18 protein-coding genes are annotated in these 23,957 nt (G+C 68.1%); 9 read left to right on the top strand and 9 right to left on the bottom strand.

The genetic code is table 11. The features are described 5' to 3' along the window. Positions 1-50: 50 nt before the first annotated feature. Both E8A74_RS37910 and E8A74_RS37905 read left to right on the top strand, forming a co-directional pair. A complete protein-coding gene (locus tag E8A74_RS37910) occupies positions 51-1,274 on the top strand; it encodes a GTPase domain-containing protein (RefSeq protein ID WP_136933984.1) in 1,224 nt (407 codons plus the stop codon). Positions 1,275-1,286: 12 nt separating this feature from the next. Beyond that, entirely contained in the window at positions 1,287-2,849 is a 1,563-nt protein-coding gene (locus E8A74_RS37905; RefSeq protein ID WP_136933983.1) for a hypothetical protein, read from the top strand. A gap of 128 nt (positions 2,850-2,977) precedes the next feature. Here E8A74_RS37905 and E8A74_RS37900 read toward each other — a convergent pair whose 3' ends face one another. Beyond that, on the bottom strand, positions 2,978-4,927 hold the full coding sequence (locus E8A74_RS37900) for a serine/threonine-protein kinase (protein WP_136933982.1): 1,950 nt from the start codon (positions 4,925-4,927) through the stop codon (positions 2,978-2,980). Between the two features lie 180 nt (positions 4,928-5,107). Beyond that, positions 5,108-6,457: a serine/threonine-protein kinase gene (locus tag E8A74_RS37895; RefSeq protein WP_136933981.1), complete on the bottom strand. Its 1,350-nt coding sequence runs from the start codon at positions 6,455-6,457 to the stop codon at positions 5,108-5,110. A gap of 276 nt (positions 6,458-6,733) precedes the next feature. Between E8A74_RS37895 and E8A74_RS37890 the strand changes: the two genes are divergently transcribed. Further along, complete coding sequence (locus tag E8A74_RS37890) at positions 6,734-7,609, top strand: ATP-grasp domain-containing protein (RefSeq protein WP_136933980.1); 876 nt, start codon at positions 6,734-6,736, stop codon at positions 7,607-7,609. A 28-nt stretch (positions 7,610-7,637) separates the two neighbouring features. On the opposite strand, the gene E8A74_RS37885 is transcribed toward E8A74_RS37890, so the two are convergent. Then, on the bottom strand, positions 7,638-10,364 hold the full coding sequence (locus tag E8A74_RS37885) for a serine/threonine-protein kinase (RefSeq protein ID WP_136933979.1): 2,727 nt from the start codon (positions 10,362-10,364) through the stop codon (positions 7,638-7,640). Positions 10,365-10,396: 32 nt separating this feature from the next. Here E8A74_RS37885 and E8A74_RS37880 point away from each other — a divergent pair, with 32 nt between their 5' ends. The 4 genes from E8A74_RS37880 to E8A74_RS37865 all read left to right on the top strand — a co-directional run bounded on the left by E8A74_RS37880 (position 10,397) and on the right by E8A74_RS37865 (position 13,919). Further along, on the top strand, positions 10,397-11,299 hold the full coding sequence (locus E8A74_RS37880) for a sigma factor-like helix-turn-helix DNA-binding protein (RefSeq protein ID WP_170229677.1): 903 nt from the start codon (positions 10,397-10,399) through the stop codon (positions 11,297-11,299). A 312-nt stretch (positions 11,300-11,611) separates the two neighbouring features. Further along, complete coding sequence (locus E8A74_RS37875; RefSeq protein ID WP_170229676.1) at positions 11,612-12,169, top strand: hypothetical protein; 558 nt, start codon at positions 11,612-11,614, stop codon at positions 12,167-12,169. A gap of 162 nt (positions 12,170-12,331) precedes the next feature. Then, complete coding sequence (locus E8A74_RS37870; protein ID WP_136933976.1) at positions 12,332-13,279, top strand: hypothetical protein; 948 nt, start codon at positions 12,332-12,334, stop codon at positions 13,277-13,279. Positions 13,280-13,460: 181 nt separating this feature from the next. Continuing rightward, positions 13,461-13,919, top strand: coding sequence for a hypothetical protein (locus E8A74_RS37865; protein ID WP_211365540.1), 459 nt, complete (start codon positions 13,461-13,463; stop codon positions 13,917-13,919). A gap of 54 nt (positions 13,920-13,973) precedes the next feature. On the opposite strand, the gene E8A74_RS53205 is transcribed toward E8A74_RS37865, so the two are convergent. The 5 genes from E8A74_RS53205 to E8A74_RS37835 form a co-directional block, all read right to left on the bottom strand. Beyond that, positions 13,974-15,002 carry a glycoside hydrolase family protein gene (locus E8A74_RS53205; RefSeq protein ID WP_170229675.1) on the bottom strand — a complete coding sequence of 343 codons (1,029 nt, stop codon included), beginning with the start codon at positions 15,000-15,002 and terminating at the stop codon, positions 13,974-13,976. 29 nt (positions 15,003-15,031) lie between these two features. Next, positions 15,032-16,336 (bottom strand): DUF2403 domain-containing lipoprotein, encoded by a 1,305-nt coding sequence (locus tag E8A74_RS37855; protein WP_170229674.1) that lies wholly within the window; start codon positions 16,334-16,336, stop codon positions 15,032-15,034. A 67-nt stretch (positions 16,337-16,403) separates the two neighbouring features. Beyond that, entirely contained in the window at positions 16,404-17,714 is a 1,311-nt protein-coding gene (locus tag E8A74_RS37845) for a hypothetical protein (RefSeq protein ID WP_136933972.1), read from the bottom strand. A 318-nt stretch (positions 17,715-18,032) separates the two neighbouring features. Continuing rightward, positions 18,033-18,284, bottom strand: a complete 252-nt coding sequence (locus E8A74_RS37840) for a hypothetical protein (protein WP_136933971.1) — start codon at positions 18,282-18,284, stop codon at positions 18,033-18,035. A gap of 255 nt (positions 18,285-18,539) precedes the next feature. Beyond that, complete coding sequence (locus E8A74_RS37835) at positions 18,540-19,460, bottom strand: LysR family transcriptional regulator (protein WP_136933970.1); 921 nt, start codon at positions 19,458-19,460, stop codon at positions 18,540-18,542. A 95-nt stretch (positions 19,461-19,555) separates the two neighbouring features. On the opposite strand from E8A74_RS37835, the gene E8A74_RS37830 reads away from it, so the two are divergent. Beyond that, positions 19,556-20,770, top strand: coding sequence for an MFS transporter (locus E8A74_RS37830; RefSeq protein ID WP_136933969.1), 1,215 nt, complete (start codon positions 19,556-19,558; stop codon positions 20,768-20,770). Between the two features lie 279 nt (positions 20,771-21,049). Next, positions 21,050-22,408, top strand: coding sequence for an amidohydrolase family protein (locus E8A74_RS37825; protein WP_136933968.1), 1,359 nt, complete (start codon positions 21,050-21,052; stop codon positions 22,406-22,408). A 21-nt stretch (positions 22,409-22,429) separates the two neighbouring features. Here E8A74_RS37825 and E8A74_RS37820 read toward each other — a convergent pair whose 3' ends face one another. Continuing rightward, positions 22,430-23,860 carry a hypothetical protein gene (locus E8A74_RS37820; RefSeq protein WP_170229664.1) on the bottom strand — a complete coding sequence of 477 codons (1,431 nt, stop codon included), beginning with the start codon at positions 23,858-23,860 and terminating at the stop codon, positions 22,430-22,432. Between the last annotated feature and the right edge of the window lie 97 nt (positions 23,861-23,957).

The following is a 23,957-nucleotide window of genomic DNA, read 5'->3' as shown; positions in this document are numbered from 1 at the left end:
GCTGCGTGATCTGATGGCACGAGCCAAACCATGTCCGACACGAGGGGCGAATGACGACGGTCTTCATCATCATCGGCATCATCATCACGGCGCTGGTCGTCGTCTTGATCGTCCTCGGCATGCGCGCTTCGAAGCTCACCGAGGAGCTCGAAGCGGCCGAGATGAAGCACCAGTCGCTCGCCGCGGCGAACCGTGAGCTCCAAGCGCAGGCCGCCTCGCTCGACGCCGAGAACAAGAAGAAGATCGGCTGGCTCGACCACATGGAAGAGGAGCTCAACTGGCACAAGGCCGAGCTCGAGAAGCGGCCGAAGATCGACCGCAAGGTCTACCGGATCCTGACGCTCGGCATGAAGGCGACGGGCAAGAGCTCGCTGACGCTGAAGTGGTCGAACCCGCTCGTGGACCTCGGGACGATCGAGGGGACGAAGATCGAGCGGTACGAGCGCACGGTGAGCCACGTGCGGAACAAGGACACGCTCGTCGAGCACGTGTTCGAGGTGCACGACTGGGGCGGCGAGCACATCGTGGACGCGCAGCAAGAGCTCATCATCGAGGAGATTCATGGGCTCTTGATGGTCGTCGATCTCGGCGGCAAGGACGCGCGGCAGGTCGACACGAACCGCATCGGCGAGCAGCTCAACGAGTTCAACCCGCAGGCGCTGAAGTACTTCTTCAGCCCGAAGACGGTGGCGTCGTGCAAGAGCGTGGTGCTCTTCATCAACAAGAGCGACCTCATCCCGGGCTCGCCCTCGCAAGCCGAGGCGCAGGCGAGGGCGCTCTACACGCCGCTCATCGACAGCTTGCGGCAATACGCGACGCAGATCGACGTGAAGGTGCTCGTCGGGTCGGCGAGCTACGGGCACTCGACGCACGTCCTGTTCTCGCACTTCGTCGAGCAAATTCTCCCGAAGTCGGCCTACGACAACCAGCTTTTGCAGCGCATGAAGTCGGAGTTCCGGTCGCGCGCTTCGACGGTCACGCCCGGGATGAATGCGCCGACGTCACAATCGCAGCCGCTGTTCCCGGCGCCGCAGATCCCGCACGCACAGCCGCCGCCGTCGAATGGGCACCCGCAGATGCCGGCGCCGCAGCATTACGGGCAGGCTCCGCAGCACGCGCCTGCGCCGCAGGCGGTCCCGCCGAGCTTCGGTCAGCGCCCCGGGTTCGCTCCGCCGAAGCTGAATGTCAAGGGGACGATGCCCATCGAGGACATCAACCCGATGGAACTCACGGCGCCACTCGTGAATCGCCAGCCACCTCCGCGGCGGGGTTGAGCGGAGGGGGACATGGACGAGACACACGTGGTGACAGCGGGATACGAGGTCCCGACGTACAAGGTGCCCTACGGGGCGACCTGGTTCCATTTCCTTCACGGGAACGTGCCGGGGCATCAGATCGACTTCATCTACCGGCCCGAGGTGCCGCAGGAGCCGCTGACGCGGCAGCATTTCAGCCACCTCTCGCGGCTGGTGAAATACATCGAACCGCGGCACGGGAGCGCGTATGCATTCGCGATCGGGAACCTGTCACGCGACGATACGCAATACGAGCCGGGGCACGGGGGGCTCGCGCTGATTTTCGGGCTGCGCATCAAGGGGGCGAAGGATCACGCGGGGAGGCAAGACCCGCCGTTTTGCCATTCGGCGGCGATCGTCGACCGGAACCTCGACGGTCAGGCGATTTACGGGACGGCGGTGCAGTTTTACCAGAAGCTCTTGCCGGACGAGGAGTCGCAGGCGGAGGGGAGCGGCTGGTATCACACGTACGTGCAGCACGCGCAGAACGCGGACGCGCTGTTTCCGTTGCTGAAGGGGTATCTGGCGGATTTCGAGGATCTGCATACGCCGGGGCCGAGCGGTTTGTCGTTCCGGTGGTCGGTGGAGAACTCGACGCCGCCGAAGCGGGTGGTGATCGTGTACCCGGACCGGGTCGATTTCCCGACGCTGGCGTATTGCATGGCGCGGATCGCGAACGTGCTCGTGGAGTCGGACGTCAAGTGGACGGCGATCTCGAATGGGCGCGAGCAGGACGTGGTGGGAGGCTTGACGGTGCGATTCGTGCCGCGGCGCGAGGCGACGGCGGAGCCCGCGGACGTGGTGCTGATGTACCTGGAGCAGGTGCCGGAGGATCCGGCGGAGATCGCGGCGCAGCTTTTCAATGCGCACGAGGTGCGGATTTCGCAGATGCCGGACCTGCGTATGAACTGGCGGTATGTCCAGGGGCAGCAGGCGAAGCAGAATGGGACGGGGACGGGGCATGGCGCGGGGACGGCGACGACGAGCAATGGAGTCGGTTCGGTGAGGCCCGGGCCGATGCCGATGGAGGAGAGGGCGCGGCCGTGGGCCCAACCGGCCGAGGCGCCAGCGGCGGCGGAGGATCCGGCGATCAAGACGGCGGGGCTCGGCGGATTGGTGCAGGTGGTGGAGAAGGCGGCGGCGCCAGGATTGGTGTTGCCGCAGCCGGATCTGGCGGCGGAACTGAAGACGAAGCAGCGGAAGCAGCAGTTTTCGACGTTGATCGGGGTGGGGCTGCTGGTGGTGGTGCTCGGGGTGATTGCGGCGGTGTGGATTGGATCGGCGCCGGTGGTGCCGGGGGAGGAAGGGGCGGGGGCGGGGAGTGCGGCGCCGGGGGTGGGGACGGGGAAGCCGGAGGGGCCGGGGGTGCCGTCTGCGGTGCCGAGCGTGAAAATGCAGGATGCGCCGGTGATTTTGGATCAGCCGGTCGGGACGGCATCGGTGAAGCCGGCGGCAACCACGAAAAGTAAGCCACGCGCAACGTCCACTGGCGCGGCGACCAGCCAGCCGACTGCAAAACCAGCGGTTTCGTCCGGACGGCCCCGTCTATTTTAGTCAAAGAGTGGTGGGAGACTCGCGGCGGCGCGGGAAGCCGGTGCAGGTGTTGCTGTTGCACGGGCCATTCCTGATTTCCGCAGTTTCAGCGCGTTCACAAGAAGCTCGCCTGGAAGCACGCTTCAGCCCTACTTGCACTTCTTGAACAGTCCAACCCCCGTGCACTTCTGCTCCGCAGCAGGCTTGTTGACCGTCGCCTTCGGGGCTGCCGCCTTGTACGTGGCCGTCGGCGTCGGCGCCTTCGCGACCGGCGGCGCCGTCGTCGCCCCCGCCGGAGCCGTCATCTCCGGAGGAGCCGCCGTCGCTACGGGAACCGTCGTCGCCGCAGGAGCCGTCGTCACCTCGGCCGCCACGCTCCCCGCCGCTGGAACCTCCGGCTGCACCGCCACCTCCGCCTTCACCGGAGGCCTCGGCAACTCCTGCCCGACCGTCCCCGCCGCCGCGCTCCTCGCCGCCTCCTGCCCCGCTTCCTTCCCGCTCGCCGCCTCCTCCCCCGCGCCGATCTTCCCCGCATTCACCACCAGCAACCCGACCACCCCGATCGCCGCCGCCACCCCTGCGCCCATCACGCCGAACAGCACACCCTTCCCGCGCTTCTGCCTCCCCGTCGCCACGGCCGGACCCATCAGCGGCATCGGCGGCGCTGGATACCCGCCCGTCCCGTGCGAAAGCGCGCCCGCTGCCGACGTCGTCCCCGCGTGATCCACACGCCCGCCCGCCAGCGTCGCCCGGATCTCCGGCGTGATCATCTGCGTCTGCCCGTTCGCCGCTTGCTCCGGCACCGGCGGATCCAGGTGCACCGACGACTGCCGATGCGCCGCGATCGCCTGCTGCATCTCCTCCTTCCACGCGGGCGCTGGAGACGCGATCGGCAGGTTCGGCTGCAAGAGCTGCGTCCCCGTCGACACGTCCTCCCCACGCGCCACCGACGGCGCGGCACGCCGCATGTTCACGAGCATCCGACCCTGGAGCGGCATCGTCGCGGCGAGATCACTCTCGTCGTCGTCGTCCACGCTCGACGCCATCGCCACGCGTGGCGCGGGATTCGGCAACGGCGCGGTCACGTCCATCGGCGTGAGTGTCGGCGCGCGTTCGGGGCGCGACATGGGCGGCGGCGGCGCTGCCTCGACGCCCGTGAACGTCGGCTTGCGCTGCGGGCCCGTTGTCTGTGGGATCGGCTGATCCACGCCCGTGAACGTCGGCTTGCGCGTCATGGGCCGCTGCATCCCCGCAATCGCGAGCAGCGTGCGCGCAAGCTCGTCCGTGCTCGGGAACCGCGCGTCTCGCTTCGCCGCCGTGCAACGCGCCACGACCTCGTCGAACTCCACGGGCACGTCGCGCACCTTGCTCGATGGCGGCGGCACGGGCGTGATCAGGATGTGACGGATCACGTCCTGCACCGAGCCCGTGAACGGACGGCTTCCCGTCAGCATCTCGTAGAGCACGATCCCGATCGACCAGATGTCCGTGCGGTGATCGAGGTCCTTGCGCATGCCCACTTGCTCGGGGCTCATGTACGCGGGCGAGCCCACGGCGGTGCCCGTCTGCGTCGCGACGCTGTCCACCGAGTCGAGGGTTTTGCACACGCCGAAGTCGAGGATCTTCGACACGAACGTGTCCTCGGGCATGCCCGGCTCGCGGTGCAGGAAGATGTTCGCCGGCTTGAGATCACGATGGATGACCTGCGCGGCATGCGCGACCGCGAGCCCACTCGCGACCTCGCCCGCGATGCGCGCCGCGAGCGTCGGCTCGATGCGCCGCTTCTCTTTCAGCAGGTCGCCGAGGGTTTGCCCCTGCAGGAGCTCGAGCACGAGGAAGGGCTCTCCCTGCGACGTTTCGCCCACGTCGAAGATCTGGACGATGTTCCGGTGCCACAACTTCCCGCACGCCCGCGCTTCACGCAGCAGGCGCTGGCGCAGGTCGTTCGTCAGGTGCTCCTTCTGCTGCGGCAGGATCAACTTGAGCGCGACCTTGCGGTTCATCGCGTGGTCGTACGCCGCCCACACGGCTCCCATCGCGCCTTGACCGATCGCCTGTTCGAGCCGGTACTTGCCGCCGAGGAGATCGCCCGATTTCATGGTCCCGCGAGCATTCCATGGAAGCGAGCGGTGTCACAAGAATTTTGTTCGCACCCGTGCTCCGCTCACGAACTTTTGCAGATCGCCTGCGGTTCCCAAGACGATGCCGCATTGGTCTGGGTGCGCGTTCAGCCGCAACACATGTTCCTGGTCGGGGAACGATGCGGAATTGCGAGGGATCTACCGAGCCAAACCGAGGATCACGCCCACACCGATGCCAAAGGCCACGAGGGCGCTCACGGCGAGGCCCAGGAGGGGCAAGCGCTTTCGGGTCTGCGACGCCGGAGCCTGGCTCGACCGTACGACGGGCCTCTCCACGTGCTGCACGGAAGGCGGCGGAGGGGGACTCGGTGGAGCGGTCGCACGCAGCGCCTGCTGCGCGAGCACGGCCCGCGTGTCGATCATGAGCGCGGTGCCGCGGGGACCCGTGATCCGCTTCCCCGATTCCGGCGCGAGGATCGCCGTCCCTGCTTTGCCGACCGGTGGCTTCGGGGCCGACGAGGGCGCCAATGGCATCGTGGTATCCACCGCCGGCGACGCCGTCCACGGCAGCATCGGTGGAATGGGCGCCGGAGCGTGTCTCGCCAAGGGCTCCGTCGCTTCGAGGTTCGCCGGCACCTCCGGGGGCGCCGCGGCGGGCGCGGGAAGCGAAAGGGCGCGCTCTGCGAGACCGACGTGCACCCGCGACCCTTCCTCGGGTCCCACGTAGGCCTGAAGCAGGCGCTCGACCACTGCGGCGGACGCAATCCGTTTGGCGCGGTCACGTTCGAGGCACATGGCCACGACGTCATCGAACCCCGGCTGGATGTGGCGCAGGATCTCCGACACGCGGGGAATGTTGCCGGTCACGACACGAATGAGCAGCTCTTGTCCCCCGCCGGGGAAAGGTCGCGTCCCGGTGAGCATCTCGAAGAGCACCACGCCCAGCGACCAGACATCCGTGCGGGCGTCGAGATCCCGCGCCCCTTTGATGGCCTCCGGGCTCATGTACGCGGGGGACCCGACTGCGCCGCCGACGGCCGTCACGAGGGATTCGTTCACCGCGAGGTTTTTGGCGACCCCGAAATCGAGGACCTTCACGACGAGCCCGTCGCCTCCGGGCTCCTGATGGAGAAACACATTGGCGGGCTTGAGGTCCCGGTGAATCACGTGCACGGCGTGCGCGGCCGCGAGCGCGCGGGCGATGTCGCGCCCGATCTGGGCGGCGAGGGGCTGCTCGAGTCGACGCTTTCGACGAAGCAGATCGGCGAGCGTCTCGCCGGAGAGGAGCTGCATCACGAGGTAGGGCTCGCCCTCGTGTGTCTCCCCGGTGTCGTACATCTCGATGACGTTTCGGTGCGTAATGGATCCGCAAATGCGCGCTTCGCGGAGCAAGCGGTGCCGGAGGTCCTCGGAGGGCCGGGTGAGCAGCTTGATGGCCACGCGCCGCTGGGTGATCTCGTGCAGGGCTTCCCAAACCACGCCCATGGCGCCCGCGCCAAGCTGGCGCAGGAGGCGGTACTTGCCCCCGAGTCGATCCCCAATGTTCATCCGGGGCAGCCTACCACCGCGGATCTTTGTGGGGCAACTTCCGTGCGTGCTCCCACACGCCGAGCGCGCCAATCATCAACGTGATTTCTGCGCGCATTTCGGCGCGAACGGCGGCGCGTGATGCACGGGCCGGGGACCGATTTTTGTCCCCCGATGAGCCTATCCTCTCGCAAATCGTCGATTTTTGCAAGACTGGTTCTCCGCGAAAATGGCCTCACCTTGGCGGACCCGCTGCGCCGACCCATCGCCGTGCGCGGCGCCACCCCGGAGGACTCCATGCGTGACGTCACCCTCCTCTTCGGAAGACCTCATGTCCCCCAGTTCGCCGAAGATCGCTTCGAGATCGATGTGCTCGCTGCCGAGGAGCTCGGCATGGAGTCGTACGCGATCCCGCTCGACCCCGTCGTGAACGGCGAACCGGAGCGCGCATTGCGCCGGCTGCCGAAGCCCCGGTCCCGGACGTGGCTCTACCGCGGATGGATGTTGAGCGAAGACGAATACACCGGTCTGTACGAAGCAATGCAGGACCGCGGCGAGGAGCTCATCGTGGATCCCGAGAGCTTCGCCGAAGCGATGTACATGCCAAACTACATCCCGCTGCTCGGTGAGCACACGGCGCCCACGCGCTGGACCGAAGGCGAAGACATCCGGGAAGCGTGGGAGGTGGCCCTGGAACTCGGGCCGCCGCCGTGGGTGGTGAAGGACCACGTGAAATCGGTCAAGGAGCTCTGGCACCGCGCGTGTTTCGTGCCCGAGGGCGCGACGTACGACGATTTCGCCGAGGTCTGCGAGAAGATCCTGGAGCTCCGCGGGGACCGCTTCGAGCGGGGGTTCGTCGTGCGAACGTACCTCGACCTCGCGACGTTGCCCGGCTGGGCGCCAGGACGCCGCCGCGCGACCGACGAGCACCGCCTCGTGTTCTGGGAGGGGCGGCTCGTGGCGCACGCGCCGTATTACGATGTGGAGTCGACGCTGGAAGATCCGGGGCAATTCGCCTATCTGGGGGAGGTCATCGGCTCCCCTTGCTTCACGGCGGACGTGGCCCGGCTCGAACGTGGTGGGTATACGGTGATCGAAATCAATGACGGCGGCTGTTCGGTTTTCCCCGAGCAGATGGATCCGCGCGATTTCTATCGGGCGGTGCTGCGTTGAGCCGTCGGAAGGACCGCCGCGGCTCGCTTCACCGCTGCGCGAGCCACGCCACGATTTCTGCCGTCGGCGCCGCCCAGGCCTCGCCTCCGGCGGCATAGGTCGCTCGGGCCTCTTCCGCGAGCTTTTTCGCGCGGGCGCGGTCGCTGCGCGCCGCAACCAGGGCGCGCGCCAATAAAAACCGCGTCGACGCGTCCTTGTACGGCCCCTCGGCGCCCGACGCACGCAACGAAAGTGCCCGCTCGATCAGCGGGATCGCCGCCGTCGGCTCGCCGGTGGCCATGTGCAGCGCGCCAAGCTTTTCCAGCGGCTCGGCGAGATTGGGGTGCGTGGGCCCGAAAGCCTTCTCGTAAATGGCGACCACCCGCGTGAGGCGAGGTCGGGCGTCGGCGAATGCGCGCTCCATCATCCTCACCTCGGCCAGGTTGAGCAGCGTGGTGGCCAGCGCGGGGTGCTCGGGGCCGAGCGCGCGCTCGCGAATGGACAAGGCCCGCTCGGCCGCTGCGCGCGCCGCCGGCAGATCATTCAGCCGGACATGGACCTCCACGCTGTTGTTCAGGACCGTCGCGCAGGCGGGGTGATCCGGCCCGAGCATTCCCTCGAACGTCGCGAGCGCGCTCTGGTAGTGGCCGCGCGCCTCGGCATGACGGCCGAGCGCCACCAGCGCGGCGCCGAGGTTGGTCTTCACCTTGGCGGTGTGGAGGTGCTCGTCGCCATGCAGCCGCTGTTCGAGCGAATGGGCGCGCGAGGCGGCTTCGAGCGCCCGGTCGAGCTTGCCCTCCTCGACGTAGACGGTCGCCTCGTTCCCGGCCAGCGCCGCCTCGAACTCCACATCTCCGCCGAGCCGGGCGATCGCCCCCGCGGCGAGCTCCGCCCACCGGTGCGCGTCCGCAGGGCGGCCGAGCGGGTGTCCCGCCAGGAATACCAGCGACGTCAGCCCATTCGCGGCCCGCCAATCGTGGCGGCCTGCCTCCGCCGCACGGATCGACGCGAGGAACGTCGCCTCGGCCTCCGCGTGCGCGCCCTGGGACTGCTGCACCTTTCCCAAGAGGTCGAGCGCGTCGGCGAGCAGCGGCTGGTGGGCGATCGCCTTGGCCTCCACGACCACCTCGTCGGCGAGCGCGCGTACGGGCGCGTATTTCGCAGCGTCGTACAGCGCCTTGCCGCGCGCGAGTTGCCCGCGCGTGTGGTCGATGCGCGCGCGCAGCGCCGGATCGTCCGGCGGCGGCAGCGGACCCGAGAGCGCCGCCACGTCGGCGCAGGTGCGCACCGGGGTCATCGCGTTCACGGCCTGCACGGCGCGGCCGACCGTGGCGCCGTCCGCCTCGGAGAAGATATCGACCAGCGCCTTCAGCTCCTTGGCCCGCAGATCGAGGCAGGCCATGCGCAGCGCGAGCACCGACTCCGCCTGCTCGCCGCGCACCCGCGTCGCCTCGCAGGCATCGACATGGCCGGCGACCCACGCCGCCGCCTGGGCGTCGAGCGCGCGCTCCACCTGCCCGAGCGCCACCGGGGCGAACGGCTCCTTGGACGCGCCAAATGCGTCGCGCACGGCGGCTCGCCGCGCATCATCCCACACGCCCGCGAGCTTCTCCTCCGCGCCGCGGCAGACGCGCTGCTGCTCGCGCACGATCCAGGCAGGGACGAGGAGGCCGGCGGTGAGGAGAACGCCCGCGAGGACGGCGACCGCGGCGCGGCGGCGGGTGCGCGCGGGGTCGGCTTCGAGCTTCTGGAGCAGCGCCTCCATGGAGGGAAAACGCTCTTCCTGCTGCGGGCGCAGGGCGCGCAGCAGCACGCGCCGCACGTGCTCCGGCACCTCCCCGCCGCTGGGCGGCTCGGCGGGCCCTCGGGCCTTGCTTGCGGCGAGCTCGTCGAGCGTCTTGCCCTCGAAGGCCGAGCGCCGGTACAGCGCCTCGTACAGCGCGACCGCGAAGCTGAACTGGTCCGCGCGCGGGCCTGCCCTTTCGCCGCGGTGCTGCTCCGGGGACATGTAGAGCGGCGTCCCGAGAAGCGCGCCCGTCCGCGTTAGCGGCGTGGCCGTCCCCTCGGCCGTGGCCTTGCCCGAGGCGTCTTCCCCGGTCCAGCCGGCGAGGCCGAAATCACTCACGCGGGCGCGCCCGTCCTTGCCGAGCAGCACGTTGGCGGGCTTGAAATCCCGGTGTACGAGCCCCGCCGTGTGCGCTGCCACGAGCCCTCGCCCTGCTTGCGTGAAGCGCTCCAGGATCTCGCGGGTGGGGTGTGGCCCCTCTTCGAGCCACGCGGAGAGCGGCTGCCCGTCGACGTACTCCATGGCGATGAAGATCTGGCCACCGTGGCTGTCGACGTCGTAGATCGTCACCACGTTCGGATGCGAGAGCCGCGCGGCGATGCGCGCCTCGCGCAAGAGCCTCGCCGACGCGATGTCGGCCCCGACGCGCGCGGTCACCTCGGCGCGCAGGACCTTGAGCGCCACCTTGCGATCGAGCGCTGGATCGTGTGCAGCATACACGATCCCCATGCCGCCTCTGCCGAGCACGTCGGCGAGGGTGTAGCGGTCGAGCTGTGCGCCGCGCTTCAGCGGGGCTGCGTCATCGAAGGCAGGGGGAGGGGAGGCTTCCTCCGCGTCGCTCCCCGTCGTGAGCGACGCTCGAGCCGCCGCGATGACCAGCAAACGGCAGGGCTCGCACGCGTCGATGTGGTCGTCGAGCTTGCCGGCCTCGGCCGCGACGAGCCGCCCCTCGACGAACGCGAGGATGGTGTTCTCGGAAGGGTGCTCCATCGGCGTTGCGGGGCTTTGTGTATCATGGCCGCGTGCATCCGGATCCGCTGCCCCCTCTGTCCCGCGCCTTCTGCGGGCGCCTCGCGCCCTCGCTGGCGACGAGGCTCGGCGACGTCGACGCGCTGGAGCTCCGCTTGCGAGCGCTGCTCGAAGAGGCGCGGCGCGCCTTCCCCGACGTTGTGGTGGACGAGGCAGCGTTCGTCGAGCATCTCGCGGAGCGCATCGCGGGCGAGGACGACATCGAAGAGGCGCTCTCCAGCGTGCTCGCCGCCGATCTCCTGCTCGCCTTCGCGTGCCTCGCGGGCGACGCCGCCGCGTTGCGCGAGATCGGCCGGCGTATCGACGTCGAGGCGCACGCCGCGCTCCGGGGGATGGCCGCCGCGTCCGAGCTCGTCGAGGAGGTGCGATCGGTGCTCGGCCACCGGTTGCTCGTGGGCGACGGCGGAGCGCCGAAGCTCGCGACATACGCGGGGCTCGGGCCGCTCCCGGCGTGGATCCGCGTGGCTGCCCTGCGGACGGGGATCAGCTTGCGCAGGCGTGGTCGGCGCGAGGTGCGCGCGGACGAGCGAGCGCTGCTCGCGGCCATGGATCCGACGCTCGATCCGGAGTCGAGGCTCTCGCGCGAGCGCCACGCGGAGGAGCTACGCGAGGCCCTGCGCGAGGCGATGTCGGCGCTTTCGAGCCGCGACCGCAACCTCCTGCGCATGTACTACGCGGAGGGGATCAAGCTCGACAGGCTGGCGATCATGCATCGCGTGAATGCCTCGACGATCTCCCGCTGGATTGCGCGGGCGCGTGAGGAGGTGCTCGAGCGCACGCGCGGCGGGCTCAGCGCGCGCCTGAAGCTCTCCGCCTCGCAGGTCGAGAGCCTGCTCGGCCTGGCCCAATCGCTGGACGTGAGCCTGGAGAGCTTGCTGGGACGATCGGCCGGCTGAGGCCGGGCGAATTTTTTTTGCCTTCCGTGCAAGAACCGCAGGCGGCTGGCGTCAGGTAGCGCGAAAGGCGAGCGGGGACCGCGTGCGGGCCGTGGGCGAGGTATGCGCCCGCGTGCGCTCGTGGTCCATCCGCGATTCCAGGTGAAACCCATGCGGTCGTTGATCGGTCTTCTTGTGCCCTCGCTCCTCGTTGGATTCCTTCTCGGCGTCAGTGGTTGTTCGGGGGGAGCCGGCGGTACGGGCGGGGAAGGGGGCGAGGGCGGAGGCGCGGGCGAGGGCGGGGGAGCCGGCGCGGGCGGGACCTGCGATCCGATGAAACAAGGCTTCGTTTCGTGTGGCCCCGAGGGGATCGCCATTGCCTGTCAACCGGGGACCTACTGCTCGGATCCCACGACCTTGACCTGCACCGAAGGTTGCTTGTCGAATGTGAACTGCGGCTGCGGCGAGGTGTGCACGGGGGGCTCCTGTGTCGGCGCGAGTGTATGCGGGGACGAGCAGTGCACCGGGGGTGAGGACGCCTCCTCTTGCCCGGCCGACTGCGCGCCGAACCCGTGCGGCAACGGGGTCTGTGATGCCGGCGAATCGTTCGGGATTTGTCCGGAGGATTGCGCGCCGCCGAACCCGTGCGGCAACGGGGTATGCGACGCCGGCGAGACGTCGCAGAGCTGCGCTCAGGATTGCCCGGACCTGAAGCTCGAGTGCTACGATCATTGCGACGTGTACAACTTCTTCATGTGCTTCAACCCGGGCGGGCTCCAGATCTGCTACGACGCGTGCGACGCTGCCAGCGACGCGATGCTGAAGCAATTCAGCGTCTGCGCCGCGTCCGGGGCGGTGTCGTGCGACCCGAGCTGCTTCGACCACCTCTGAGCACTTCTTGCGGCGGGGCGAGCGCCGAGCGTCCAACGTCGACCACGCAGCCCGCGGAGCGGCCTCGGCCGATTTCTTGCGGGCTCCGCGTGACGGCTTGTGATTCGCTCTTAAACTTCCTGCGGGACGCCGTCCCTGCGGCGCAACCGCGAAGGAGCAGGCATGAGGCTCGTCGGACAGATACACGTGACGCTCCGGGGCGAGGTCATCCATCGGGAGCCGAGCTTCTGGGAGAGAATCAAGCAACGGCTCGGCGGCTCGCCCGACCTCACGACGGACCGCGTGCGCGTGGCGTTCGAGGCGAGCGCGCTCGTCGACGCAATCAAGCGGGCGCTCGTCGGCTTGGGCTTCGACAACGCCGTGTCCCTCGTGGTCGACGATACCGTCGTTTTCCAGGACACGGACGGCAAGGCCGGCGACTTGCCAGATCTCATGATCGCGATGTCGGAGCACACATCGCTCTTCGGGAGTGGCTTCCAGGAGCTGCGGCTGGCGCTCGAACACGAGGAGGCCGGGTTGCACCTGCTCGTGGAGACGCGGGCGTTCACTGAGCACCGCACGGGAGACCCTTCGGCCTACGTGTCGGTCGGCGGCCGGCTCCGGGAGCTCGAACCGAAGCGCGGCGAGTCTGCGGACGAATATCGAACGCGGGTCACGCCGCTCGTTTCGGACGGCACGCGCCTCGAAAGCGCGCGGCTCCAGTTCGAATCGTTCGTCACGCGCCTCGAGGACGCTTTGCGGGCCACGATGCCCGAGGCCTTCATCTCGCAGAAGCGCGCGGAGGCGCTCGTCGTGAAGCCGGCTCGCGAGGCGGAGCAGGAAACGAAGCTCGATCCATCGAACCCTGCCTACGACCCTTACGCGCGGTATTACCCGAACCCGATGGGGATGATGCTCGACGTGATGCTCCTCTCGTCGCTCATGCACATGATGCACATGCCGATGCTCCACGTTGTGACCCCGTCCGGAGCGCCGGTCGGGTCGGCTGCGGACGTCGCGCAGGAGCCCGACGTGGCCGATTCCGGAGATGCGGGGGACGACGGCGGCGATTTCGGGGGCGATGATTTCGGGGGCGACGACTTGGGAGGGGATTGGGGCGGGTTCGACTGATTCCGCGTGGGCTCGGGGATGCGGCCCGCCCTCCCCGGGCCGGCGCCCCACGTCTCCTCCGCTGACAAACGTTCGCGGGGAACCCGTACACCACGACGAACGGGGCGCAAAGGCTCTTGGCATCGCTGGACATTCAGGCTATCAGGTTTGTCCGAGGCGGGTGAGCCCGAGGAGGAACGTGATGGATGAAGCCAAGCTGCGCGAGAAGTTGTCCCGGATCGAGGCGTTGTTTGCTGGCGCGACGACGGAAGGCGAGCGGGTCGCGGCGGCCGAGGCCCGACGACGGATCCAGCAGCGGCTCGCGAGTGTCGAGCGGCTCGACCCGCCGATGGAGTTCCAGTTCACGCTCGCCGATGCCTGGTCGCGAAAGCTCTTCCTTTCGCTGCTCCGTCGTTATGATCTCAAACCCTATCGGTACCGCGGACAGCGTCGGACCACGGTCATGGTAAAGGTGCCGAAGCCGTTCGTGCACGAGACGTTGTGGCCCGAGTTCCAGCAGATCAACGCGGCGATGCGCGCGTACCTCGACGAGGTGACCGATCGGATCATCGCCGACGTGATCCACGGCGACAGCTCCGAGGCGTCCGAGGTCGCGGCGCCGCCGCAACTCGGACCTCGCGCGATTGACATCGACGAGTAGCCGGCGAGCTGACTCGAGGAAAAGCCACGTCACTCGGCGTGGCGGGCGGCATCGTCACTCGCAGGTCGTTTGCGGCGCGTCCACGTACGCCTGGCCGAGCTCCGTCAGGACGCCGTCGTCCCCCAGCAGGCTCGCGTTGGCCACGTTGTCCGGGCGACCCGAGAACCACGCATACCGCGCGATCCGCGGCTCGTTTTCCAGGTAGTCGAGCGCGTCGATCATGAACGCCTTTTGCTCGGCGAGCGAGCCTGCGTTGTCGCAGGCGAACTCGGTCAGCCAGAACGGTTTGTCGAACCGCGTTTTGTACGTCTCGATGTGGTTGATGAGCCACCGAGCCTTGTTCGTCCCGTCGCCCTGGCAAGCCGTGTAGATGTGGATGCCGATGTAATCGACGCGGCACCCCTCACAGGCGGCGAAGAAGTCGTCGAGGTACTTGAAGGGGTCCGTCTCCTGGCACGACCCTCCACAGAAGTTCACGGCGGGCGACACCAGCGCGAGGCCACGCGCGTCGGCGATGGCCTCCACATGCGGCCAGAGCGCTGCGGCTTGGGTCGCCGACAGATTGGCCTGCTCGCCGAAATTCGGCTCGTTGAAGCCGAGAAGGAAGCTCGTGCCGTCGGGGATCTCGCCGGCGATCTTCGTGGCTTGCGCGCTGTCGAGGCCGCCGCCGCCCCATACCATCGGCACATATTCCACGCCGAGCATCTTGTACACGTCGGGCTTGAGGCCTTCGTCCGGCTCATGCGCCCAGTTGTACCACCACGACACCGCCGGCGAGAGCGCCTGCATGTCCGCCTTCGAATGGTATCCGTAGGCGACGCCGCGCTTGCAGCCAGTGGGATGGTTCGTCGGCGGCCCGCCGCCTGTCGAGCCGGAGCTGCTGCTCTCGGCCATCGACGCGCCGCTGCCGCCGCTGCCACCGCTGCCGCCGCTGCCGCCGCTGCCGCCGCTGCCACCGCTGCCGCCGCTCCCACCGTCGCCCGAGCCTGGGGACGGCTCGCTCGAGCCACACGCGGCAACCGCGACGAGCGCCGCCAAGGCCGCCGCTCCCGCCAACCATTGCGTCCGTGCGTTATGGATCATGGGCATGGTCACCTCTGCGTGGATGTCGATCACTCGGGTAGGCGCATCGAGAGAAGCGCGTCGATCGCATTGCGGGACAGGGCGCCGGGGAGCAACGGGAGCATCTCGGCGGCGGCCGCGGGGATCTTCTCGGGGTGGATGACCGCGACCTGGATTTCCCGCTGCTTCTCGTCGAGGAGAATCATGAAATACCGATCGCCGATGGGCCGGCGCCACACGGGGCAGCCCTCCGCGTCGCCGCCGACCTCGATCTCGGGGCCGCTCGTGTAGGCTTTCTTCGCGCAGGCGTCGACGACCTCGACGTCGTCGGCGAAGGCGTCGCGGTCGCAGCCCTCCCCGCAGACATTGCCGCCGACGTGGCCGGCTTGGTACGAGCGTACGCCGGTGCTCATGAACTCGCGGTTGCTGTATTGATTGTTGTCGAGCACCACCTCGAAGACGTTGATCTCGCCGCAGCCGTCGCCGACCGAGCCCGTCTTCGAATAACAATTGCAGAGCCCGTTCCACTTGCGGCCGCCGTCGCGAATCAGCTCGGACGCGACGAACGCCACCCACGGGCCCGCGTGGCCTTGCCCGCCGCCGTCGCACTTGCTCACGCCTGCGTCATCGAACGTCATCGACCCAAGGAAGACGATGAGCTTCGAGCCCGACCAGCCGAGGTGGTTGATGCCCGGATCGCTCGGGCAATAATAATCCTTCCCGTCTCCGCATGCGAACGAAGCTTCTTGCATGAAATAGTTCACGCAATCTTTCTTCGTGAGATCGCCCGTGAAGTCGGAGGACGTCATCTGCCCTTCGGTGACGACGAGGTTCGAGCCGTGGCCGCTCTTCGCGTCCCAGGAGGAAATCATCGACCAGGAAGACGCGTCGGCGCCGGGCTGGTAAATGGCGAGCTGCTTTAGGCGGATGGCCTTCATGATGAGGGTCATCTCCTCGTCGAAGGGCGCGAGCGTGGTGCTCGTCGTGTGCTGCTCCTTCATACAGCAGTGTCCACCCCAGGTATCCGTCCCGTCCTTGTAGGTACAGGCCGGATCACCCGACGCGCGATCGATGCGACGCGGCCACCACCCGGGCGCGCCGACATTGGTGAACGTCATCGTCCCGCCCCGCGTGGGCGTGCTCGGCTCCGTGGGGTGCATCCCCAGGCCGCCGCCGCCGCCGGTGTCCCCGCTCGACGTCGACGACGATGTCGACCCGCTCGCCCCGGCGCCCCCGGTGCCTCCTGCGCCTCCGGTGCCTCCTGCGCCCCCCGTTCCCTCCTCGCGCGCGCTTCCGCAGGCGCAGGCGAGGAGGGCGAGAGCCGCGTGAACGAATTGCCTCGAGAGCTTCGTCATGAGTTCTCCTCCTTGCGTCCCTCGCGCATTCCCTGCGCCCTTGCGGTCCTCATTCTCGTTCGAGGGGTCAGAGATCCTCGATCACGATGAATGCGCGTTGACCTTCACCCAGGTGCCCGCTGATCCGGTACGTCGACCGCGCCTCGTCGATCGTGATGAGCTTTTCGCCCGTGGCGCGAGGCAGCCACTCGTCGCCGTCCCACTCGTAGAAGAGCTCGCCCAGGAGCTCGGCGGCGCCGTTCGGATCATCCTTGCGGTACACCTTGATGCGATAGAGGTTCTCCTTGGGGATCGCGTCGATGAGGCCGGCCAGGTATTCGTCGCGCTTCTTCTCGCGGAGCTCCGGCCAGGTGAACCCCTCGGCGTGGCCGACGTTGTAGCCATCGGGGCTGCAACCCCAGATGAATGGTTTGTCGAAATTGCCGGGCAAGGTGTCGTCCCACTTGGCGACGTCGATCATGCGTTTGCCCTTGTGGCCCCAGTACAGGTGACCGGGCGAGCTGATGCTCGCGTATCCCGGCATGAGGGTCTCGGCCATGTAATAGGACTCGTCGCCGGGGAACTGGGTGCGCGTCACCGGCACCGGCTGCTTCGCCTTGTTGATGACGACGCAGCGGAGTTCGTCGTCCCACCCCCGTCGTCCGAGCGGCACGCCCTTCGGGACGTAGACCTTGCCGTCGGTGTCGACGAGGAAACCGAAGCCGATTTCCTGGTTGATCTCCCTCGGATTCCATCCACCGCGGTGACGCGGCCACGTGGTGTCGGGTGGCGCGAAGAAGAGCAGGTTGACGTCGCCGCCCTTCTTGACGAACCGCCAGGTGGGCCGGAACGCCCCGAAGATGTCGCCTTGGTCGTCGTCGTACTCGGTGAAGTATCCGTATTCGTACCCAGGAGTGACGTGGTAGAGGACGGGAAGCGCGCCGAGCTTCGCCACCTCGGCCTCGACATCCATGCCCGTCGCCCAGCCCTTGTTCTTCTCGCCGGGCGTATAGGCGACGTCGTCCATGACGCCGGGGATGTACGGGATCTCGAAATGGCTGTCGGCCACGTAGAACGTCTCGTGCTCCTCGATAGGAAAGTTCTTCTTTCCTTGGACGTGGGAGAGGACGTATTCGCAAGGCGTGGCGGTGACGACCTTGTATGTCTCGCCGTCGAGCTCGGTCGTCCCGATCAAGCGGACCTCGAACTCGCCGTTGTCGCACGTGGCACCCTCGACGACGGGCGGCGGCGGTTCGTTGCCTCCGTTCGACGGAGGCGGGGTCGGCGAGCCCGAGGAGGTGCCCTTTTCCTCGCCGCCGGAGCAGCCCGTGAGCACGACGAGGAGCGCGAGCGCGCCGGCGCGAGCGCGGTCGAAAGGATGGATCGGTGGTCGCTTCATCGCGTGAGGTTCTTTCTGGGAGGGGTCCTTCCGGAGGAGCGTTGGTCCGTGAAGGAAAGCGGCAGGGCGTAGCGGACAGACAGCCACGACCAGTGGGCCCAAATGGATTCGCGATGTCAAGGGCTCGCCAACATTCGGGCGCCCGGTCGGCGCTGCGATTTTGCAATGGCGCCGAAATACACGCGGCTCAAGCCGGTGGGCAGAGCATTCTGTCGCGGGGGAAGGCGCACACGCGGAGGGGGCAGCGGGAGGTGCCCGTGGCGCCGGAACCGAGGATGTGGGTGAGAGGAGGAAGCTGGTGAGAGCGGATACCTGACGTCAGGCCTGCGCCGCCTCGGCCGCCTCGGCGAGCACGTCCTCGTGGACGACGCTCATCATCTGCCGTGCGATGTCGTTGACGACGCGCTGCACGCGCTCAGCGATCGCCTTCGGCGCCGCGGCCAGGGCCGCGTTCAGCTCCGTCAGGCCGGCGTCGAGCAAGAGCGCGGCTTCCTCCTGCGACGTCGCCTCCTTCAAGAGCTTCGCGGCTTTGCTGGCTCGGGCGAGGTGAAGGGAGGCCTTGGTGCTCATTCAGGCGGCCCAACATGTGACCGGAGCCGGCCGTGTCAAGGCCCGGCGCGCGAGGCTTGTGATCCGCGGGACGCGTCGGAGCGCGATCACGAGGGGGAGGCTCGCCGAGGGGGCCGACGTACAAAAGCGCGCGTCCAGCGCCGGGCTCGACCGGGCGAGCTTCCGCGCCAGGGGAGGAGTTGTTCCGGCGATACGTGCCGGTGACGGCACCGCGGGCGTCAACGCATACGCCATCGCCGCGCCCAGCGCGCGAAGCTACCCAGCGATCGTCGGCAGCGCCTCGCGCATGGCCTCCAGAAACACGCGCAGCCGGGCCGGGTAGAAGCGCGCGTACGGATAGACCAGGTGGACAGGAAGCCGCGGCGCTTCCCACCCCGGCGCCAGGTGCCGAAGGCGCCCTTGCTCCAGATCGTCGGTCACCATCCACGCGGAGACGATTCCGACCCCCAGGTCCGAGAGAATCGCGTTGCGCAAGGCATACAGGCTATCGGTGCTCAGCCGTGGTCGGATCGCAAAGCGGCGGGTGACGCCGTCGGCCTTTCGCACGAGCGCCACCTCGTTGCGATAAAAGGTCTGCAGCGCGAGCCAAGGCAGCGCCGCGAGATCGTCAGGCTCCCGCGGAAACGGACGCTCGCCGAACAATTTCGGGGACGCCACCACGATGCGCGGCACCTCGGCCAACCGAAGGGCGATCACGGCGGGATCGTCCACCGCGCCGACCTGCACGGCGCAATCGATGCCCTCGGCAATGAAATCGGGACGCCGATCATGCAACAACCATTCGACGGTGACCTGGGGATACCGCCGCAGGTACGCCATCAAAGGGGCGATCAGTTGGTCCTGCCCGAACGCGTGCGGAACCAGGACCCGGAGATGACCCTCCGGCGCGTCCTTGGCCCCGCGTAGGTCGGCGGTCATCGCCTGCCAGCTCTCCAGAAGCGTCTTCGCGTGCGCGAAGCAGCGCGCGCCATCGTCGGTGAGCTTCATCGCGTGGGTCGAGCGCTGCAGCAGCTCGAGGCCCAGCGAGCGCTCGAGCGCCTGCAAGCGCCGGCTGACCGTGGGCTGGCTGGTCCCGAGCTGCGCGGCCGCGGCCGAAAGGCTGCCGGCCTCGACGATGCGCACGAAGGTCTGCATCAGTCCGATGCGGTCCATGCCGCTCGTGTCCGGGTGGGTCATGCGCGCAGCGTATATCAAGTCTGCATGGGAGGCAGCTACCACGTCGTCGGAACGGCTTGTACGATGGCAACACGTCAACCGAAGAGGCGTCTCCCATGGCATCTATTCATGTAGCGCATGTTGCCGTTCCCACGCAGGCCGGGCTCTCCCGCTCGCTCGTGCTTCTGCTGGCCACCGGCGCCGGGCTGAGCGTCGCGTCGCTCTACTACAGTCAGCCGATGCTGGGGGTGCTGGGCGCGGACCTCCAGGCCGGCGACCGGCTGGTGGGCCTCGTGCCCACGATGACGCAATTGGGGTATGCCCTCGGAATCCTGCTGCTCGCCCCCTTGGGGGACCGTTATGACCGGCGCAGCATCATTCTGGTCAAGGCCGCGTTGCTTTCCCTGGCGCTTTTGCTCGGCGGCTTCGCCCCGGGGATTGCCTCCTTGCTCGGGGCCAACCTGGCCGTCGGGCTGACGGCGACGCTGGCGCAGGACATCGTGCCGGCCGCCGCGACCCTGGCGCCGGAATCGCAGCGCGGCAAGGTCGTGGGCACGGTCATGACCGGCCTGCTTCTGGGCATCCTGCTCTCGCGCGTGGTCAGCGGCTTCGTGGCCGAGCAGTTCGGCTGGCGCGCCGTGTATCTCGCCGCCGCGGCGTCCATTGCCATGATCGGCGTGGTCGCCTGGAGCGGCCTGCCGCGCTTTCAGCCCACGACCCAGCTCGGTTATCGCGCTTTGATGGGTTCGCTCGTCGCGTTGTGGCGCCGTTACGGGGCGCTACGCCAGGCGACGCTCTCGCAGGGAATGTTGTCGATCGGCTTTGGCGCCTTCTGGTCGACGCTCGCGGTCATGTTGCATAGCCGCTTCCACCTGGGCAGCGCCGCCGCCGGTGCTTTCGGGCTGGCGGGCGCGGCGGGCGCGCTGGGCGCGCCCCTGGCCGGGCGTTTGGCCGACCGGCGTGGACCGGAGTTCGTCGCGCGCCTCGGCGCAGGACTGACCGCGCTGTCGTTCGCGGCCCTGGGGCTCTTCCCCCTCTTGCCGACCACGGCGCAACTGGGCCTGATCGTCGTCGCCGCGATTGGTTTCGACTTCGGCGTCCAGGGCACGCTCGTAGCGCACCAAACGCTGGTGTATGGCATCGAGCCCGGCGCGCGCAGCCGCCTGAACGCGCTCCTGTTCACCGGGATGTTCATGGGCATGGCGACGGGCGCCGCGCTCGGCAGCTTGGCGCTGGCGCAATGGGGCTGGCTGGGCGTCGTCGCGCTGGCGACGACGGCCTCCACCGCCGCCCTGGCCGTGCGGATGGTACGCCGAACGGCGTCGGCGTGAGCGACGGCTCGCCCCGCGGAAGCGCGTGGGATTGCGGCTCCGTCCCCCCACGAGCGCGCCGTTCCGGGGATTCCGAGCGCGCTCTGCGCAAGAATGGCTCTTGTCGCGCCAGAACGGCTCGTCGACACGAAGGACGCGAAAAACCTGCGCAGCGCATCCGGATGTCAGTTTGTGGTTCACGCGCCTAGCGTGTCGGCGTCCACCCATCGCTCGGCATGGAGCCGCTTCCCGACAGTCAGGAGTTCTCTCATGTGGAACCTAGCTTTTCGAACCTCTTCGTTGGCCCTCCTCCTCCTTGCGACGGTCCATTGCGGGCCGGGAAATGAGAACACCACCGGAGCCGGTGGCACCGGCGGCACCGGCGGTACCGGTGGCACCGGCGGCATCGGTGGCGGCACCGGCGGCACCGGCGGCGTCGGCGGTGGTACCGGCGGCACCGGCGGTGGTGAATGCGTGACCAGCGACAAGGCCATTCGGTTTGGCAAGCTCGTCCATCCCGAGGACGGCACGGTCATCGACAAGGCGATCGTCGTGATCCACGAGGATCGGATCAGCTACGTCGGCACGGATGAGAAGCAGATCCCGTGCGGGGCCAGCGTCATCGATTGGTCGGCGTACACCGGTCTCCCCGGCCTCGTCGATGCCCACGTCCACTTCACCTACCAGACGGACCAGGAGCCGGGCACGCTCCCCTGGACCCGTGTCAACTGGCTGATGAACAACAACGTCTACAAGCTCATGGACCTCGCCCGCAACGCCGCGCTGGCGACGCTCAAGACCGGCGTCACCACCGCGATCGACAAGGGAGGCCGCGACTTCATCCTGAACCCCCTGCGCGCCGAGATCATGTCCGGCAAGACGCTGGGACCGCGGATGTACAACTCCATCGGCGGAATCTCGAATTACAAGTACCCGGCCGCGGTCCCCACCGAGGAATTGAAGAACTGGGTGCATCTGCAGGTGCTGCGCGGCGCCGACCTCGTGAAGGTATGGGCCGACAAGTGCACCGACCAGACGCTCGAATGCTCGCCGACGTTCACGTTCGACGAGCTCAAGCTGCTCGTCGACACGTCCCACCAGGAGGGGTTGCCCATCGCGATCCACGCCTACCACCAGGACACGGCCAAGCTCGCCATCATGGCCGGCCCGGACTCGATCGAGCACCCGGAGGGCCTCGACATGGTCGACTGCGGCAACATGATCGACAAGGGGACGATCTACGTGCCGACCATCGATCACAACCGCTATTACAAGGACAACCTCGCGTTCTTCGGTTACGCCCCCGATCTGGAGGCGAAGTTCGAAGCATACATCCAGGACAACCTCGCCAGCGCGACCCAGGCGCACCAGGTCGGCGTGAAGATCGCGATGGGCTCGGACGCCGTGTTCACCGGATTCGGCGAGAATACACGCGAGCTCGCCTGGCTCGTGCAGGCCGGGATGACCCCGCTCGAAGCGCTGCGCACGGCCACCCTCCACGGCGCCGAGAGCATCGGCGCCCAGAACGAGATCGGAAAGGTCGCCGTGGGTTACTACGCCGACATCATCGCGGTCGAGGGCGACCCCCTGACGGACATCAACGTCGTCATCCATGGGGTTCGCAAGGTCATGATGGGCGGGCGGGTCGCGGATCTCTGACGAGGCCCGCTCGCTCCCCACCTACTTCGGCGCCTTGAGCACCCCGCCATCCACTTGGTTGGGCCCGACGCCATAATTCGCCCAGTACACATGCGTCCCGTCGACGGCGATGCCGCGCGGGGCCGGCTGCTTGTCCGCGATGGTGACCGCTGGACCGCCCGCGATGGGCACGGCGAACACCGCTCCGTCGGCGAGCTGCCCGCTCTCGTTCCACGCGGACGTGTAATAAATACGCTCGCCGTCGGTCGCGAACGCCGATGGATTGGCCACGCCCGTCACCAGCGCGACGGGCACGCCGTCCGCGAACGGGATCTTCCACACCTTGCCGTCGGCGTACTTGCCGTTCGCTCCTGGGCCCACGTCGAGCACGTACAGGTTTTCTGCGTCCGAAAGGAGATCGATCCCGGACCAGGTGCCGGGCGTGAACACCGTCGCGGCGCCGCCTGCTTGCGGCACGCGAACGATCTGCGAGGGCTGGGCGGAGAGGACATACACATCGGTTTGGTGCAGCGTGATTCCTCGGAGGTACAGGGCCGACGCGTCCGCGAGTTTCGTCGAGGTCCCGGTGCCACTGGGGTTCCACGTCGTCTTCACGATGGCGGTTTTGGGCAATTGACCGTTGCCGTTCGCGCACCAATACACGGCCGTCGCGTTGCCGGAGGGATCGAGGTCTCCGAGCGCAAGCTTGTGCGGCTGCCCGTGATTCACGGCGGGCTCCACGATGTGGACCTGGCCAAACCCGCTCTTGCTGACCTTCGAGATGTAGCCGAAGTTCGGCGAATCCGGCGTCGTCCAGAAGACGTTGTTTCCGGCGATCTCCATGTTCCTTGCGCCGAAGGCCAACACGCCCTCCTCCTTGTTCACCTTGGTCGTGGCGCCCCCGGTGAGCGGCATGCTCAGGATATCGATGTGCGACGAGAAAAAGACGCGTTGTTCGTCCACGCGCACCAGAACGGCTTGATGGCCCGTATACAGAGCCGTCGCGGCGCACTGGCCCGCATTGCAGGCGGCGCCGAGGCAGGAGTGACCGCAGGCGCCGCAGTGGTTCGCGTCCGTGGCGAGGTCGGCACAAGCGTCGCCGCAGAGCATCTGATTGCCATTGCACATGAGGCCGCCGGAGCTCGAGGACGTCGTCGTCCCGCTGCCTCCCATGCCGCCTGCGCCGCCCACGCCTCCCGCGCCGCCCACGCCTCCCGTGCCGCCTGCGCCGCCCACGCCGCCTGTACCGCCTGCGCCCCCCGTCCCCGCGCCGCCCGCGCCCCCGGTGCTGCTGGAGGATGCGCTCGCGCCGCCGGCGCCGCTCGACGCGCTCGCGCCTCCCATGCCGCCCGTGCCCCCTGTCGATGCGCCGGTCGAGCCGGTGCTATCGCGCGGCGGGTCCTCGGTGACTTCACATGCCGTGCTCATCGCGATCAGGATCGCGAGGTGAATCCCCAGAACTCTGGAATGCATGTTCCCATGGTACACGAACCGCATCCTTTCCGAGTTGTTGCCCTGCACATCCTCGACCGGCGACATCCACCCTCGTCCTCGGATGTTCTGCGCCGCG

This window comes from Polyangium fumosum (assembly GCF_005144585.1).
Lineage (GTDB): Bacteria > Myxococcota_A > Polyangia > Polyangiales > Polyangiaceae > Polyangium > Polyangium fumosum.
This window is presented reverse-complemented; position numbering and strand designations above follow the sequence as displayed.